The following is a 15,507-nucleotide window of genomic DNA, read 5'->3' as shown; positions in this document are numbered from 1 at the left end:
ACGGATACATCTTGGCGTAGTCTTCCATGTGGACGCGCTTCAGTTCTTCCATGGCGATGTCCTTCGCTTCGGAAGCGGACTTGCCGTAGCCGTAGATGAGGCCTTCGGTGATATTTTCCAGGACGTTCTTATTTCTGAAAAGGTTGAACTGCTGGAAGACCATCGTGGATTTCCTTCTGAGGCGTTTGACTTCATCTTTGGAAATTTTGGAGAAATCGACAGATACGTCGTCAATCGTGAGTTTGCCGGAGTCTGGCTGTTCGAGATAGTTCAGGCAGCGGAGGAAGGTAGTTTTCCCCGTGCCGGACGGGCCGAGGATCGATACTACATCACCTTTTTCAACGTTCAGGTTGATGTCTTTCAGGACTGTATGATTGCCGAAAGATTTGCGAATATGTTCTGCAGTCAATATGCGGGACATGATGAGGACCTTCTTTCCTAGAATGTGTTAGTTTTTAGTTTTTTGGTTGTATGGTTTGCGATGCAATAAAAAAAGCCCCGCCGCAAAGGGACGGGATTTTCCGTGTTCCACCCAATTTCGCCCCTGCGTTGCCGCAAAAGCCTTGGTAAGTCAAAAAGACTCAGCCACTGTAACGGGTGATCCCGGGCCGCTTACTTGGGTTCAGCTGGCCGGCTCGAAGAGGCACTTCCATGGAATTCCCACGCCCGTTTCCACCATCGGGGCTCTCTTTGGAGGTTCCATCCATGTACTTTCTCTTGTCATCGCTCATATAAAAGATTAATTATCATCAATATAACATAGAACGGAAGGGAAAATCAAGGGTTTACAAATCTTTTACCACGGGGTTCCTGCACTTTCCGTTTTCCTGTTGCCTTGCGCGGCTTGCTAAATATATAATAAGGAGACAGGCGCGCTGTAAGAGGCGCGTATCCAGGGAGGTAAAATGAGAGTTTCAATCATCGGAGCCGGCGCGATGGCGCTTGCGGCGGCTTCTTATTTAAAATTAAAGGACGTTTCGTCCCTTGTCTACGTCAGAAGCGAGAAGAAACTTGCTGCATGGTCGACGAAACCGGTCCGCGTGACGGGCGTGATGGAGAGCTCCTTCTACGTGCCGATGGCCAAGACGATGAAGGAAGCGGTGAACTATTCCGATACCGTCATCATCTGCACCCACGCAGGCGACTATGAAGACGTCATCAATGAGCTTCTGCCCTGTCTTCGTAAGGGGCAGTGCATCCTTTTCCTGAACGGCTGCTGGGGCGCTGTGAAGACGTACCGCCTGCTGAAAGAAGATGCGAAGTACCTGACCATCGCAGAGACAGCCGGGTCTCCTTTCGTTGCCAGCCTTTCGGAAGATTTCCTGACACTGGAAATGAAGGGCATCCGTACGGAAATCGGGTACTCGGCGCTGGGGACGAGCAAGGATCCGGGCGAGCTTCTCCATACGATTGCACCGCGCGTTTCCCGTATTTCCTCACCGGTCTCCACATCCCTTTCGCAGGCGATGCCGATCGTGAATGCGGCCAGTGCCTTCTTCAATATCTCGCGCATCGAGAACGGGGAAGACTTCGAACTCTTCGGACCATCGTTCACCAGCCGCGCAGCCGACTACATGGAGCACTGCGACAAGGAACGCCTCGCCGTGGGAAAGGCTCTGGGGCTTGAACTTTACAGCCTCCTTGAGACCGTGAATTCCCAACGATCTGAGAAGAAAGCGACCCTTTACGAGGCGTTTAAGAATAATGCACTCTACGACGGGCTCAAAGGCCCCGTTTCCTTATCCGACAGAAGCCTTTCCGAAGACCTTCCCTGCGGACTGGGAAGCCTCCTCGATCTGGCGGACATGATGCATGTCCCCGCGCCGTATATCACGGCGATGGTGGACACCGCCTCACTTTACATGGGGAAACCTTACGAGCCGTTTCTGACAGTACAGGACCTCAGGGCGATCAAAGCGCTCCGGGGCAAGTAAATCAGGAGGGATTTATGAAGAAATTATTTACCGCCATACTCGCGTGCGCCATGATGGCAGGCGCATCCGCCAGCGCTCTCGCAGAAAACTGGGTAGCGCTCCCGGGCACGAGCGGCGTCAAAGTCGATACAGATTCCTACGTGGACGGCGGAATCCTGGCGCAGATGACACTCGAGCTGCCAGCCGGCGGAAAGAACGTCATTTCCTCGATGGCCTTCAACCGCGAGGACAATACCTACCGCATCGCGACACTCCAGATGCCTTCCAAAGACGGGAAGATGGAAACGAAAGTCTATCCGGACAATCCGGAAAACTGGTCCAAGATCCTTCCGAACACACTGGGAAAGACCATCTACACCCACTACGTCGAAAATCCGCTTCCGCGCTTCACCAACCCGGACTGGGTCACGCTCTATAAAGAACAGGGCGTCCGTTTCCATGGAAGCGAATACCAGATCGAAAAGAACACGATGAACTACCGCGACGGCTATGCGACATTCTGGATGCGTATCACCTACCCGTGGAAGGACCAGAACTTCTCCGCTGCCGTGTACCAGGTGAAGATGGACGTGCCGAACAAGAAAGTGCAGACACTCTCCATGACAGAATATGATTACGACGGCAAAGTCCGCTCCCATGGCGCAGGCTCCAGAGACCGCGGCAATATCGAGCCGGACACACCGATGTACAAAGTATATGAATACGTGAACCATGCCCTCCGCACCGGACAGCTTAAGATGGTCACGACAAGACATGGATAATAAGACAGACGCTTTTCTGATGGAAGGCGTCTTTTCCATCCCTTATATAAGGTATAGAAAGGAAAACATATGAAGAAATTACTGACCGCTGCAGTGCTCGCCTCTGCGCTCCTCCTCTCCGCACCCGCCGCCTTTGCTGAAAACTGGGTCGAAGTCGCAGGCTACCAGGGCCGCATGATCGACACTGACTCCTGCAAGGTACAAGGAAATACGCCCGTCCTCACCGTAAGGCCGACAGACGGCACCGAAATGACGATCCAGTTCAATAAGAAAGACATGACATACCAGTTCCTTTCTCTGAAACGCCTTGATGGAAATGGGAAAGTCATCGACGAAGTCCCGGCAGACAAACTCGCCGGCCACTTCCTCCCGCTCAAGGAAGGATCCCTCATCTCCAGTCTCTACATGCAGTACGTCGCTTACCCGATCCCGCAGCTCGCCAACGCTGAATGGGTCACTATCTATCGCACCGGCATGGGTGCGAACGCCGGCAGCCGCGTCTCCATCGACAAGAACCACATTTCCTATGACGGAGACTACGCCGTATTCTGGCTGAAAAACGACTACGTCCCGGCAGAAAAAGGCATCGCCTCCCAAATCAGCCAGGTCAAGGCAAACATGGCAAACAATCAGGCGAAGATCCTGTCCCTTACACTCTACGATGAAAACGGAAAAATCCTCCAGCACGACGCCAGAGGCGAAGCCGCAGAAGTCCGTGACGCCAGACAGGGCATCATGAATGAAGCCGTCACCTTTGCCAGGGAACACATCCTGCAAGGCACCAGGTAAGGAGGCATCATGGCAGACATCCGAGTAAGAAACCTCTCGCAGGAAGCGGCTGAATCCTGCTATGAAGCCTACCTCAAAGGCGAAAGACCAAAAGAAGGCACCATTCTCGTCTCCGGCCCCGTCGTCGTCTTCACCAGCGACACCTTCGAAATGAAAGGTGAAACACTGGAAGACGGCGAGGAGAAATTCGTCTCCATCCTGGACAACGAAGCCAAGAGCAGGGCGGCCCTTTGCGAATACAAAAACGGCCGCCGCCTCCCCGCAGGCGCAGCCCTTGCTGCCATGAAAGAAGGATACTTTGCGTTCCAGAGCGAATACATGAACGAAGAAGGCACGCCATTTACACTCTCCTTCGACCCTTTGGAAGAAGTCATGACAGCCCAGGAAGCAGGGAAACTCTACGGAATCCCTGCCAAGAACATAGAAAAAGACTGCGAAAGCGCAGGCCTTGAAAGCCCCCTGAAACAAGGCGAAACCAGACACTCCGGCAACGTCTGGCTCCTCCAGAAATCCGCAGCAGAACGCGCCTATGCAGATAAAGAAGGCAAAACCTACGCCGTGAACCCGCTCCTTCTCGTCTTCTCCACCGTAGAAGGCGCCGACATCTGGAGCAGAGACAGCGGAGTCGTCAGAAGCGCCGCAGGCGGCGCCGGCCACATGAACGCCAGAATGCACGAAGAAGAAAGAAAAAAATCCGGCCGCGTATGGCTCGTCACCCGAAGCGCCATGGAAAGACTCTTCGGCCAGGCCCTCCCGAACAAAATGAAAGAAGCCATGAAGGGGATATAAAGGAAATCCCCAAGCGCCGCTAACACTTGCCTTCCCAGACGGGGAAGGAGGGCCACGTAGTGGCGGTTAGGGTTCATTTATCCCCAAATCCCCATTACCATAAAGGAGTCCTTATGAAGAAAGCGATTTCTGATTTTGCTGATCGGCAGGGAATTTTAATAGAAGATAATTTCACCTTTGGCGAATGGGAAGCGCTCTGGATCCGCAGGGGAAGAGACCTTCGCGGATTCATGAAAGCAGCCGACCTCGTCGGCGCTAAAATCGAAGCGATTGCCGCCCCTGATGATTACCTGCACCGGTTCGGCAAGCCCCTTACGTGGGAAGCGGAAGAGCTCTATTCCGATGGAGACGAAGCGCATGAGGCGCTCATCAGGTCGTACCTGAATAATCCCGACTGCATCATGGGCCTCGGTTCTTATGAGCTCTATGAAAGAATATTCGTCGTGACGGACAAGGGGACACTCGAAGTCTATTTCGAGGACGAAGATCTCTATATCACCGTTGATTCCGCTGACCGTTCCGTCTATGCGAAAAACCACGACAGATATGCAAGCTTTGACGTCCGCAAACTTTTTGGCAGCGTCAAAGGCGATACGATCACAGGATACTGGGTCATGGACAGGGAAGGGAAAGATGAGGACGACAATGACTTCGACATATTCAAGGACCAGAAGCCGTGCATCACAAAACTCAGCCTTGCCCTCGAAAGCGGACGGCGTCTGAATTTCTCCCCGTACATGGACGTCTTCGACTTTGAATTAGTGAATCCGGACGGTAACGTCGCAGGGATTTCCTTTGCCGAAGTACTCCGGTGCCTGAAATAAATCCCGCGATCGGGAAATGCACATAGATTTCCTTGACAAGGACGGCCGCACCGGTCTATAATAACGCCAATATAAGCGATGACTGGGAATAAGTTTCTTTCCGAAATCACAGAGAGCCGGGCAGGTGGGAACCGGTATGGAAGAGGAAGCGTGTCGCCCGTGAGCTCAGAGCCGAATGAAGTAGGCGAAGCGTCGATCCGCGTTAAGGATAACCAAGCTACAAAGCAGGGTGGTACCGCGCATAAGCGCCCTTGTCCGATGGGACAGGGGCTTTTTTGTTAGGCATCCGCTTTAGCAGGTGAGAAATAAGTGAGAGTGGTACCGCGCACATGCGCCTCCCGTGCAGGATTTTTTCTGCGCGGGAGTTTTTTATTAGGAGGCAGGGCATGACAGGCAGAAGGAACCGAGTCCCCTCGGGGACATATGATTTGATAGTCCAAGTCCATTAACCGTTTTGTTTTTTCCCTGAGGAGGATCTTACTATGAAAACAGCTACAGAAAAAAGAATCGCATTCAGAAACATGCTTAAATCCGGAGAAATCATCGTTGCACCGGGCATCGGCGACGCACTGTCCGCCAAGATCGCAGCCTATGCAGGCATCAAAGCCCTCACCATGGGCGGCTACTCCGTTTCCGCATCCCGCCTGGGACAGCCGGATGTCGGCTTCCTTTCCTGCACGGAAATGGCTGAACAGCTGACCGGCATCTGCAACGCCACCGACCTTCCCGTCGTTGCCGACGGCGACACCGGCTACGGCAATGCACTGAACGTCATCCGCACAGAGCAGATGTTTGAACAGGCCGGCGCTGCCTGCATCTTCTTCGAAGACCAGGCATGGCCGAAACGCTGCGGCCACATGGACGGCAAGCAGGTTATCTCCGCCGAAGAACACGCACAGAAAATCCGCGCCGCCGTCGACGCACGCCTCGATAAAGAAACCATGATCATGTCCCGCACCGACAGCCGCGCCGTCTACGGCATCGACGACGCCATCGAAAGAACAAAACGTTACATCGACGCAGGCGCAGAAATCTGCTTTGCCGACGGCATCGGCACCAGAGAAGAACTCGAAAAATTCGCCAAAGAACTCTCCGGCAGCGGCGCCTACCTCGTAGCCAACATGATCGAAGGCGGCAAGACACCCCTCATCCCGGCCAAAGAACTTGAGCAGATGGGCTTCTCCCTCGTATTCTGGGCCTGCAGCGCCGTCTACACCATCTCCAAAGCCCTCTACGACCTCTTTGGAAACCTCGCCCAGGACGGCACCACAGAAAAGAGCCTGGACCGCATGATCGAATTCTCCCAGTTCAACAGCATGATCGGCCTCGACACCTACAAAGAATACGAAAGAAAATACAAAGTAGACAGAGACGACTGAGTATATATAAGGAAAAGGAAATAAAAGATAAATGTAAAAATGGAGCCCATCGAGGACTCCATTTTTGCGTGGGAATATTTCCCGAATTAAAACGTAAGCCTGCTTCAGCTCTTTGCTGGGCCTTTCACTTCACGACTTTTCTTGCCCCAAAACCGCCATTTCAAGCCGGGGAAACGGAAATGCCAATGATTCCCTTTATAATAGGAACAGAGGGGACGGAGGATATGATGAAAGTCTCCAGCGGCCTCCTAAACTCCGGCTGGGGCAGCAAACAAAGACACGTTATCTATACAATGGGTCTGCCAAGAGCATTCAGCCCCGCGGCAATCCGCCGCATCTATTAACCAGTTCTCCCTTATCCACTCCAAGGAGATAAAGCAGCAAATGAAAATCAGGTATTTCATTTCCCGGGAATACCTGATTTTCATTTGTGTAGGATTAAAACTGGGACAATGTCCGAAGTGCTGATAGGGTTGATCACCATGATCGAAGCGAGGTTTAGCTGTCCCCGTTAGGGGAAAGTGGCGCCGGAGGCAACGAAAGGGGTTTATTGCTTATTTTCTCGAGCCTCAGCTCGTTTGTCCATTTTTATCACCATCCTCCCATCTTTTTCCAATGTTTTATTCATTATTTCTTAGCTTATGTATCTTTCGCATGATTATTACGTGAGTTTTATTTTTCATGATATAATAAGGAAGTTTTACGAAAACAGGAACATTTCTTGAATTCACGAAATATATTGCGAGGTATTGTATGAAAAAAGTCATTCTTCCGTCATTAGCCTGGACGGCGGGACTGTCGCTCTTGATTGCGCTGATCCTTCATCTGGGCGGGGATTTCCCGGACCTTCGAAGCTATGTCCAGCCGCGTCTGGGCGTGGGGGTTCTGGTTTTCCTCATTGTTTCCCTGGGCCTTTTCTCTGTCTTTGACAAAGCGTTCCTGAAGAAATTCTTCCCATGGGCGGCGGTGCTGCCGATCCTCTGGATGGCGACCTTCACCTGGGCGTACGGTTTCGCGTCGCTTCCTGAAAAGAAGCACCTCGGCGATTACTATGTCCTGGGCGGCGTTGCTTTCGGGCTTCCTTACGTCTACCTGACAATTACGGAGAAAATCAATCAGCGCCTGCCGAAGCTCCGTTTCCTCTGGGAACTCATTGCGGGCCTTTTCGCCTTCTTCATGACAATCTGCCCCTTCATCTATATCGGCTACTACATCCTCTTTGGCGGGGAAATGGACATGTTCGCCATGATGGCCGTCCGTTCCACCCATATGAAGGAAATCCATGATTTCCTGGCCACGATGGGATCGCCTGTCAGAATCATCGGCGCCGTCTTTGCCTTCCTCCTTGTTCTTGCCGTTTCCTTCACCTTTGTCCATTCGATGGTAAAGGCAGCGCGCGGCATGAAATCTCCGCTCCGCGGCACGTCCAAAGGATACCTCATCGGACTTGGCGTCCTCTTCGTCCTTTTCTTCGGCGGCTTCTACCGTCAGATCATCCACGTCTTCCCGATCACTATCGTCCGTACGATGGACAGCAAGGGAAGCGAATTCCAGCTCCTCCAGAAACTCACGGACAACCTGGATAAGAACGTGAAGAAGATGACCTTCGTCGATCCCGGCGCAGGCATCACAGAAGGTACGCACATCGTCATCATCGGCGAAAGCGCGAACCGCGACCACATGAAAGTATTCAACCCGTCCTATCCGGAAAACACGACGCCATGGCTCTCTTTCGTCGCCAATACATCGGACTTCGCACTGGGCTACATGGCATACTCGAACTTCCCGAATACGCTGATGTCCCTTTCCTATGCCATGACATCGGCCAACCAGTACAATGACAAATCCTTCGCTGACGTCGTAAGCATGGTCGACGTAGCCAAAGCAGCCGGCTACCGCACGGACTGGATTTCCTTCCACAACAGAAGCTCCCTCTCCAGCGCCGGCGTCACCATGATCGCCGAACGCTCCGACGGCTCCTACTGGGAAAAGAACTACGACGGCTACACCTTGGAAGTCCTGAAGAAACTCCCGCCGGCCAAGAAACGCGTCATCTTCATCAACATCGACGGCAGCCACTACACCTACCTCGCCCGCGTTCCGATCGACAAGAGAGACGAACTCGGCATCCCGTCCAGCGACCCGTACCATGACTATGACCTGACCATTGCCTATGACGACGAAGTCATCCGCGACATCTTCGAATACGCGAAGAAGAACCTGAACCTCCAGACTATGGTCTACTTCTCCGACCACGGCGAGAACATGGAACACTACCACACAGCGTCCCCGTTCTACTACGACATGGTCCACATCCCGTTCTTCGTCTACCTCTCGCCATCCTACCAGGCAGCCCACCCGGGCCTCATGCCAGCCCTGAAGTCCCATGAACACCAGGTCTTCACCAACGACCTCGCCTTTGACACCGTCACCGGCATCTGGGATGCAAAGACGAACTACTACAACCCTGAATATGACTTCTCCTCGCCGAAGTACAGCCTCAACATGGACAACGCAAGAACCATGGAAGGTAAACACAAGATCTCCGACGATCCATTTTTGAAGAAATAGAAATAGGAAATAAGAAATAAGAAAAGGCTGTGACGAAATGAGCAATCATCTCGCCACAGCCTTTTTGCATCACTCTTCATTCTCAAAATCAATCATATTTCACTCTTCTGTATGACACTGATAACAAAAAGATAACGAGATAAAGCGAAAAATAGAAACGTTTGTCATATTTGGAATATAGTTCGAGTTTATGGTTAATTTCGGTGTTTTGTATTCTTTCGAATATGCGGAAATAGCAAATGAAATATAACTAAAAAATAAATAATGCATTCTAGTGAAATTGAGAATGTTTTGTGCTATATTAAGGCTAATAAGGCGCATATGCGCGAAGGTGGATATTCTTAATTCCCGGGAAAGCCCCTAGTTAAGAAACACTTTTTTATGGGGTGAAAAATGATGAATGAGATAGATTTGACTAAGGTCGATTTTGAGAAGCCTTTCATGGCCGGTCTAATGGACGGGATGCCTGGAGGCTTTTTTGTGTACCGCGGGGATGAGACCAAGAAGATTATTTATGCCAATCAGAAGCTTCTGGATATTTTCGACTGCGATACATGGGATGAATTCGTCGAGCTGACGGGAGGGACATTCATCGGGATGGTCTATGCAAGAGACCGGATGATCGTCCATGATTACGTCCGCCGCGCCAGGGAATCAGGAAGGACGTCCGGCGTGACGAATTACAGGATCCACACGAAGAAGGGCGTCTTCAAGTACGTGCAGAATTACGCCAATTTCGTCAATGATTACGTGGAAGGCGGACTTGTCTACGTATTCATCGCAGCGGCAAGATCCACGCATGACCGTCTGACAGGTCTTCCCAGCATGCTGAATTTCCTTGACTACGCCAATTCGCCGAAGAATGAAATCTTCAGGAGCGGGAAGATTCCTGCCATGGTCGCTTTCGATTTCTTCGGCTTCAAAGTCTACAATACCCGCTACGGCATACAGGAAGGGAACAAGCTCCTCGTCGAGTTCTCCATTATCCTGAAAGATATTTTCGGAAAGAACAGCGTCTCCCGCTTCGGCGAAGACCATTTTTATGTCCTCACCTGCGCCGGCGGGATCAGGGAGCGCCTCGATGAAGTCTTCGAACGCCTCTCAAAAGCCAATCATGGCCGCACCGTCCCCGTCCGTTCCGGCGTCTATATTTATGACATGGATGATGCCGTCAGCGCCTCGGAAGCCTGCGACCGCGCGAAGATGGCCTGTGACGTGGACCGCCATTCGTACATGTCCTTCTACAACATCTTCGACAAGAACCTCCTTGAGAAGGAAAGGACGAGAAGCTTCGTCTTCCTGAATATCGGGGATGCGCTCAAGAACCATGAAATAGAAGTCTACTACCAGCCACAGGTCGATGCCCGGACAGGGAAACTCTGCGGCGCCGAGGGCCTTGCCAGATGGAATTCGCCGAAAGCAGGCTTCATGATGCCGGGCAAATTCATCCCCGTCCTCGAAGCAGCGAACCTCACCTACAAGCTCGACATTTACATCATCCGTCAGATTGCCAGAGACTTCAGGAAATGCATCGAAGAAGGCACACCAATCGTGCCCGTTTCCTTCAACTTCTCCAGAACCGACTTCGAGACCTGCAATCCGTACGAAGAACTACAGAAAGCCGTTAAGGAATACAACCTCGAGCCGAAAATGTTCCGCGTGGAAATCACCGAGTCCACCCTGATGTCCGATCCGGCCAAGATCAAAGAACAGATGACACTCTTCCGCAAAGCCGGCTATGAAGTCCTGATGGACGACTTCGGCAGCGCCTATTCCTCTCTCGCTACCCTGCGTGACTTCGACTTCGACGAAATCAAGATCGACATGGGCTTCATGAGGAACTTCAGCGACAAATCCAAGAAAATCATCAGACCCATGATCATGCTCGCCCAGTCCCTCGACGTACACACCCTGACCGAAGGCGTGGAAACCGCCGAGCAGCTCAGCTTCCTCCAGCAGGCTGGCTGCGAAAGGATCCAGGGCTACTACTTCAGCAAACCCATTCCCTACAGCGAATTCGTCCAGAAACTGAAAACCATGGACTGCTGTGATGATCTCAAAGACTGCGAAAAATAATAATAACAATAACAAAGAGGAGAAAAACTATGTCAATGATCGATTCAGAAGCACAGGACTTCACCGTCAGAGCCTACCAGGACTACGAATTCCGCCCCGTTACCAAAGAAGACCTGAAAGGGAATGGAGCGTATTCTTCTTCTATCCGGCTGACTTCACCTTCGTCTGCCCGACCGAACTCCAGGACCTCCAGAACCACTACGAAGCATTCAAGAAGATCAGCTGTGAAATCTACTCCATCTCCTGCGACTCCGTCTACGTCAACAAAGCATGGCACGACCACTCCCAGGCCATCGGAAAAGTAGAATTCCCCATGATCGGCGACCCCGGCCAGGTCCTCACCCGCGCCTTTGACGTCCTCGCCAAGAACGGAGAAGAATCCCAGAGAGCTACCTTCATCATCGATCCCAAGTGCCAGGTCGTAGGCTACGAAATCATCTCCTCCAACGTAGGAAGAGATGCCGAAGAACTCCTCAGAAAAGTAGAAGCCTGCCAGTTCGTCTACGAACACGGCGACATGATGTGCCCCGCAGCCTGGCACCCCGGTGACACCCCGCTCGTACCGGGAAATGACTTGATTAGTGATATTTAAAAAGAAAAAATAAGGAAATAAAAAAGGAGCTGTAGCAAAATGATTGCACATTTTGCCACAGCTCCTTTTTCGCTTTTTCTTTCCTTATATTAACTCTTCTTCAGTGACGGATTTCTTGTTTCAGCGATCCAGGACTTGAAGGTCTCTTCGCTGATGCCGAATTCCTGCTGGACGTAGGGAGCCCATTTCATGGACTTGCTGCGTGCTTTGACGATGTTTTCCATCAGGCTGCCTGTGTGCTGTTCGATGAGGTAGGCGAGGCGGAGCCAGTGGTTCGGGTAGCCTTCGGAAAGGAGTGTCTCTGCTCTCTTGGCATCCATGTCGTAGAAACGGTGGAGACGGTCGGCTCTGTGGGCGATGTAGCGTTTGCTGTAGATCTCCGGGGTCAGGCCGAGTTTCTTTTCGATGCGGCCCCATGGGTCGTCTTTTCTCATGTCGAGGATTTCGCCGGCTGTCTTGCCTGAGAGGCAGGAGAGGAGGGCGGCTTTGTCGACGTCGTTGAAGCGGAAGCCTCTGGAAAGGATTTCCTTCGCTTCGTCTTCAGGAATCTGGTATTTATGATGGATGCTGCGGATCTGGTCATCCATGGACATTTCGGTACTTCTCATCATGGAAAGTGCCTCCTTTATAAAAATTTTATGATACTTTCTAATTATATCATAAGAATTGAATAAGAAATTTCATAGGATGATAGAAAATAGAGATACAAAGTGACGGGTTCCGCATGAAATTTGAAACAAAACGTGTTTTTTGTTAAAATAACAACGTTATTCTATTTTTCCCCGAGAGGTGAATGATGTTTTTACATGAGATTATAAAGGGTGCCGATCCGGCGCATCTGGTGTTCGAAGGCGATGCCGTCGTCACCTATGGCGAGCTGGAAAAAACAGTCGCCCGCTACAGAAATACGCTGTATGAAATGGGAGTCCGCCAAGGGGAACGTGTAGGCCTCTATACCGCCAACCGCGCAGAATTCGTCTACGTATTCATGGCAGTGGTCAGCCTTGGCGCTATTATCATCCCGATCAACAATTCGCTCGTCGACCGCGAAGTGGATTACATCCTCCGCGATTCCGGTTCCATGCTGCTCATCACGGACACTGTGCTGGAAGTTTCCTGCCCGTCCATCGGCATCCATGACCTGGACTACAAGACGAAGAAGGAAATCGCACCGGCTGCCCCGGATTTCCCGGAAGATGTTACCGAAGATGACGTCTGCGCGCTGGTTTATACGTCCGGCACGACAGGAAGCCCGAAGGGTGCTATGCTGACGCACAGGAACCTCGTGTCGAATGTGGAGCAGTACCTGCAGCGCATCACTTTCGTACCGGAAGACAAGGTCCTCTGCGTCCTGCCGATGTTCCACGCTTATGGCCTCACGACCGTCGTCAATGCCGGCCTCTACGCGCATGCGACCATCGTCATCCTGCGCTCGAAGAGCCCGTCTGAAATCACGAACACGATCGTGGAACATTCCGTGACGATTGCCATCATGGTACCGCCGATGTACAACCTCCTGGCCCGCCGCGGCGAGCCGGAAGTCATGAAATCCGTGCATACCTTCATTTCCGGAGGCGCATCGATTCCGCAGCCTGTATCCCAGGCATTCCACAACCGCTACCACCATCCGGTTCAGGAAGGCTACGGTCTGACCGAAGCATCTCCGGTCGTCTGCATGATGCCGGCCGGAAAACCTAAGTACCTGACAAGCGGCCCCGTCCTTCCGGGCGTCGAAGCCTATGTCAGGACAGAATCCGGCGGCCCGTACGTGCTGGGCACCGTGGGCGAGCTCATGGTCCGCGGCAGCAACGTCATGAAAGGCTACTGGGAAAAGCCCGAGGAGACCAGGAAAGTCCTCACCGAGAACGGATGGCTCCATACGGGCGATCTGGCGTACATGGATGACGAACAGTACATCTATATCGTCGATCGTATCAAAGATTTGATCATAATGAACGGGGAAAACATTTACCCCGGTGAAGTCGAAGACTGCATCTACGAAGTGGAAGGCGTCGGCGAATGCGCCGTCGTCGGTCATCCGGACCCGCTCCGCGGCCAGGCCGTGTGGGCATACGTCGTCATGAAGGACGGCTATGAGTTCGATGAAATGAAGATCAGAAGGCACATGTCCAAGAACATCGCCAGCTACAAGATCCCGCGCCGCTTCATCCCAATGGATGCCCTCCCGAAGAACGCGACAGGAAAGATCCTGAAACGCGCCCTCCAGGACAACTAAGACTGACCGGAAATCCCCGAAAAAAGGGGAGCTGCGACAAAATCCGCAATCGTTTTGTCGCAGCTCCTTTCATGTCTTTATTGGACAAACGGCCGTTTTTGATTCGAAGGAAATCACGCCCATCGGGCGGGTTTATGCTATAATAATTTTGTATGGAGTCTTGAAAGACTAATATTTTTTGACTCCGCAGTTTCGCATGCAAGGAAACCGCGGGCATTCCTCAACAGGAAGGAAGAAGGACACATGGCAACAGCAATGGTAATCGGCGCCCAGTGGGGCGATGAAGGCAAAGGCAAGATCGTTGATTATCTCGCCGCGAAGGCAGACGTCGTAGTACGTTCTCAGGGAGGAAACAACGCAGGCCATACAGTCGTAACGGGAGGCAAAGCATATCCGCTGCGCCTGATGCCAAGCGGCATCATGTACCCGGGAACGATCTGCATCGTCGGCACAGGCGTCGTCGTCGATCCAAAGAGTCTTCTCGAAGAAATGGAAAACCTTGAAAAACAGGGCATCGACGCAAAACACCTTCAGATCTCCACGAGAGCACAGGTCGTATTCCCATACCACATCCGTCTCGATGAAGCCGAAGAATCCCGCAAGGGCAGCCGCAAGATCGGCACAACAAAGAACGGCATCGGACCGTGCTACGCAGACAAGATCAACCGTATCGGCATCCGCATCTGCGACCTCATGGACAAGGAAACTTTTGCTGAAAAACTGAAATACAACGTAGAACAGAAAAACCTGCTCCTCGAAAAACTCTACGGCATGGAAGGCTTCGACTACGAAACCATGCTCAATGACTACCTCGGATACGCAGAAAAACTCCGTCCGTACGTCAAAGACACCAACTACACCGTCCAGCAGCTCGTCAAAGAAGGCAAGAACGTCCTCTTCGAAGGCGCTCAGGCATCTATGCTCGACTGCGACAACGGCACCTATCCGTACGTCACCTCTTCCCATCCGACCGCCGGCGGCGCATGCATCGGCGCAGGCATCGGACCGCACATGATGCAGAACATCTTCGGCGTCGTCAAAGCATACAGCACCCGCGTAGGCGAAGGCCCGTTCCCTACAGAACTCCATGACGAAACCGGCGAATACCTGAGAAACACCGCTCACGAATTCGGCACCGTCACAGGCCGCCCGCGCCGCATCGGCTGGCTCGACACCCGCGCCGTCCGCTACGCAGCAGCCCTGAACTCCTTCGATTACCTCGCCATCACCCGCCTCGACATCTTAGACGGCATGGAAGAAATCAAAGTCTGCACAGGCTATGAATACGAAGGCAAAGAAGTAGAAGAATACCCGGCTGACCTGAAATTCCTGGGCAAGATCACCCCGGTCTATAAGACATTCAAAGGCTGGAAAGAAAAAATCAGCGACATCCGCGATTACAATGAACTCCCGGCCCTCTGCCGCGAATACCTCGAAGGCATCTCCAAACTCATCGGAGTACCGATCGGCATCGTATCCGTAGGCCCAAGCCGCGAACAGACCATTGTCCTCAAAGACGTATTCTAAGATTAGAATAAGAATAGGGAACCCCCCGA

The 15,507-nt window shown here is 52.2% G+C and carries 13 protein-coding genes and 1 other annotated feature; of the genes, 11 read left to right on the top strand and 2 right to left on the bottom strand.

Annotated elements, in window-relative coordinates; translation table 11 throughout:
• The coding region (locus M3200_RS03645) for an ATP-binding cassette domain-containing protein (RefSeq protein WP_288178121.1) at positions 1 to 421 on the bottom strand (421 nt) is incomplete at its 3' end.
• An 83-nt stretch (positions 422 to 504) separates the two neighbouring features.
• Positions 505 to 733 (bottom strand) — a binding site (T-box leader).
• 172 nt (positions 734 to 905) lie between these two features.
• On the opposite strand from M3200_RS03645, the gene M3200_RS03640 reads away from it, so the two are divergent.
• The 9 genes from M3200_RS03640 (at position 906) to M3200_RS03600 (ending at position 11,715) form a co-directional block, all read left to right on the top strand.
• Positions 906 to 1,934, top strand: coding sequence for an NAD/NADP octopine/nopaline dehydrogenase family protein (locus M3200_RS03640; protein ID WP_022382179.1), 1,029 nt, complete (start codon positions 906 to 908; stop codon positions 1,932 to 1,934).
• A 14-nt stretch (positions 1,935 to 1,948) separates the two neighbouring features.
• Positions 1,949 to 2,695, top strand: a complete 747-nt coding sequence (locus M3200_RS03635; RefSeq protein ID WP_022382178.1) for a hypothetical protein — start codon at positions 1,949 to 1,951, stop codon at positions 2,693 to 2,695.
• Between the two features lie 69 nt (positions 2,696 to 2,764).
• Positions 2,765 to 3,484 (top strand): surface-adhesin E family protein, encoded by a 720-nt coding sequence (locus tag M3200_RS03630; protein ID WP_022382177.1) that lies wholly within the window; start codon positions 2,765 to 2,767, stop codon positions 3,482 to 3,484.
• 9 nt (positions 3,485 to 3,493) lie between these two features.
• The gene (locus M3200_RS03625; protein WP_022382176.1) at positions 3,494 to 4,273 is read left to right on the top strand and encodes a helix-turn-helix domain-containing protein; all 780 of its coding nucleotides are present in this window, start codon (positions 3,494 to 3,496) and stop codon (positions 4,271 to 4,273) included.
• 113 nt (positions 4,274 to 4,386) lie between these two features.
• Complete coding sequence (locus tag M3200_RS03620) at positions 4,387 to 5,097, top strand: hypothetical protein (RefSeq protein WP_022382175.1); 711 nt, start codon at positions 4,387 to 4,389, stop codon at positions 5,095 to 5,097.
• Positions 5,098 to 5,579: 482 nt separating this feature from the next.
• Positions 5,580 to 6,476, top strand: coding sequence for an isocitrate lyase/PEP mutase family protein (locus M3200_RS03615; protein ID WP_022382174.1), 897 nt, complete (start codon positions 5,580 to 5,582; stop codon positions 6,474 to 6,476).
• 753 nt (positions 6,477 to 7,229) lie between these two features.
• Positions 7,230 to 9,047 (top strand): phosphoethanolamine transferase, encoded by a 1,818-nt coding sequence (locus M3200_RS03610; RefSeq protein WP_022382172.1) that lies wholly within the window; start codon positions 7,230 to 7,232, stop codon positions 9,045 to 9,047.
• A 393-nt stretch (positions 9,048 to 9,440) separates the two neighbouring features.
• The gene (locus M3200_RS03605) at positions 9,441 to 11,123 is read left to right on the top strand and encodes an EAL domain-containing protein (RefSeq protein WP_288178120.1); all 1,683 of its coding nucleotides are present in this window, start codon (positions 9,441 to 9,443) and stop codon (positions 11,121 to 11,123) included.
• The gene (locus M3200_RS03600; RefSeq protein ID WP_022382170.1) at positions 11,098 to 11,715 is read left to right on the top strand and encodes a peroxiredoxin; all 618 of its coding nucleotides are present in this window, start codon (positions 11,098 to 11,100) and stop codon (positions 11,713 to 11,715) included. Before M3200_RS03605 ends, M3200_RS03600 begins: the two co-directional genes overlap by 26 nt.
• Positions 11,716 to 11,804: 89 nt before the next feature.
• On the opposite strand, the gene M3200_RS03595 is transcribed toward M3200_RS03600, so the two are convergent.
• Positions 11,805 to 12,326 carry a hypothetical protein gene (locus M3200_RS03595; RefSeq protein WP_022382169.1) on the bottom strand — a complete coding sequence of 174 codons (522 nt, stop codon included), beginning with the start codon at positions 12,324 to 12,326 and terminating at the stop codon, positions 11,805 to 11,807.
• A 182-nt stretch (positions 12,327 to 12,508) separates the two neighbouring features.
• On the opposite strand from M3200_RS03595, the gene M3200_RS03590 reads away from it, so the two are divergent.
• Both M3200_RS03590 and M3200_RS03585 read left to right on the top strand, forming a co-directional pair.
• A complete protein-coding gene (locus tag M3200_RS03590) occupies positions 12,509 to 13,951 on the top strand; it encodes a class I adenylate-forming enzyme family protein (RefSeq protein ID WP_288178119.1) in 1,443 nt (480 codons plus the stop codon).
• Positions 13,952 to 14,194: 243 nt separating this feature from the next.
• On the top strand, positions 14,195 to 15,478 hold the full coding sequence (locus tag M3200_RS03585; RefSeq protein ID WP_022382167.1) for an adenylosuccinate synthase: 1,284 nt from the start codon (positions 14,195 to 14,197) through the stop codon (positions 15,476 to 15,478).
• The last annotated feature ends 29 nt before the right edge of the window (positions 15,479 to 15,507 follow it).

The sequence above is a fragment of the Dialister sp. CAG:357 genome (assembly GCF_000435155.1).
GTDB classification, from domain to species: domain Bacteria; phylum Bacillota; class Negativicutes; order Veillonellales; family Dialisteraceae; genus Dialister; species Dialister hominis.
The sequence above is the reverse complement of the archived record's forward strand: the minus strand, read 5'-3'. Positions and strand labels throughout refer to the sequence as shown.

What these genes read in the sequence shown, in the direction of transcription:
- M3200_RS03640 (WP_022382179.1), top strand. Translation starts at nt 906, where the DNA reads ATGAGAGTTTCAATCATCGGAGCCGGCGCGATGGCGCTTGCGGCGGCT.
- M3200_RS03635 (WP_022382178.1), top strand. Translation starts at nt 1,949, where the DNA reads ATGAAGAAATTATTTACCGCCATACTCGCGTGCGCCATGATGGCAGGC.
- M3200_RS03630 (WP_022382177.1), top strand. Translation starts at nt 2,765, where the DNA reads ATGAAGAAATTACTGACCGCTGCAGTGCTCGCCTCTGCGCTCCTCCTC.
- M3200_RS03625 (WP_022382176.1), top strand. Translation starts at nt 3,494, where the DNA reads ATGGCAGACATCCGAGTAAGAAACCTCTCGCAGGAAGCGGCTGAATCC.
- M3200_RS03620 (WP_022382175.1), top strand. Translation starts at nt 4,387, where the DNA reads ATGAAGAAAGCGATTTCTGATTTTGCTGATCGGCAGGGAATTTTAATA.
- M3200_RS03615 (WP_022382174.1), top strand. Translation starts at nt 5,580, where the DNA reads ATGAAAACAGCTACAGAAAAAAGAATCGCATTCAGAAACATGCTTAAA.
- M3200_RS03610 (WP_022382172.1), top strand. Translation starts at nt 7,230, where the DNA reads ATGAAAAAAGTCATTCTTCCGTCATTAGCCTGGACGGCGGGACTGTCG.
- M3200_RS03605 (WP_288178120.1), top strand. Translation starts at nt 9,441, where the DNA reads ATGATGAATGAGATAGATTTGACTAAGGTCGATTTTGAGAAGCCTTTC.
- M3200_RS03600 (WP_022382170.1), top strand. Translation starts at nt 11,098, where the DNA reads ATGATCTCAAAGACTGCGAAAAATAATAATAACAATAACAAAGAGGAG.
- M3200_RS03595 (WP_022382169.1), bottom strand. Translation starts at nt 12,326, where the DNA reads ATGATGAGAAGTACCGAAATGTCCATGGATGACCAGATCCGCAGCATC.
- M3200_RS03590 (WP_288178119.1), top strand. Translation starts at nt 12,509, where the DNA reads ATGATGTTTTTACATGAGATTATAAAGGGTGCCGATCCGGCGCATCTG.
- M3200_RS03585 (WP_022382167.1), top strand. Translation starts at nt 14,195, where the DNA reads ATGGCAACAGCAATGGTAATCGGCGCCCAGTGGGGCGATGAAGGCAAA.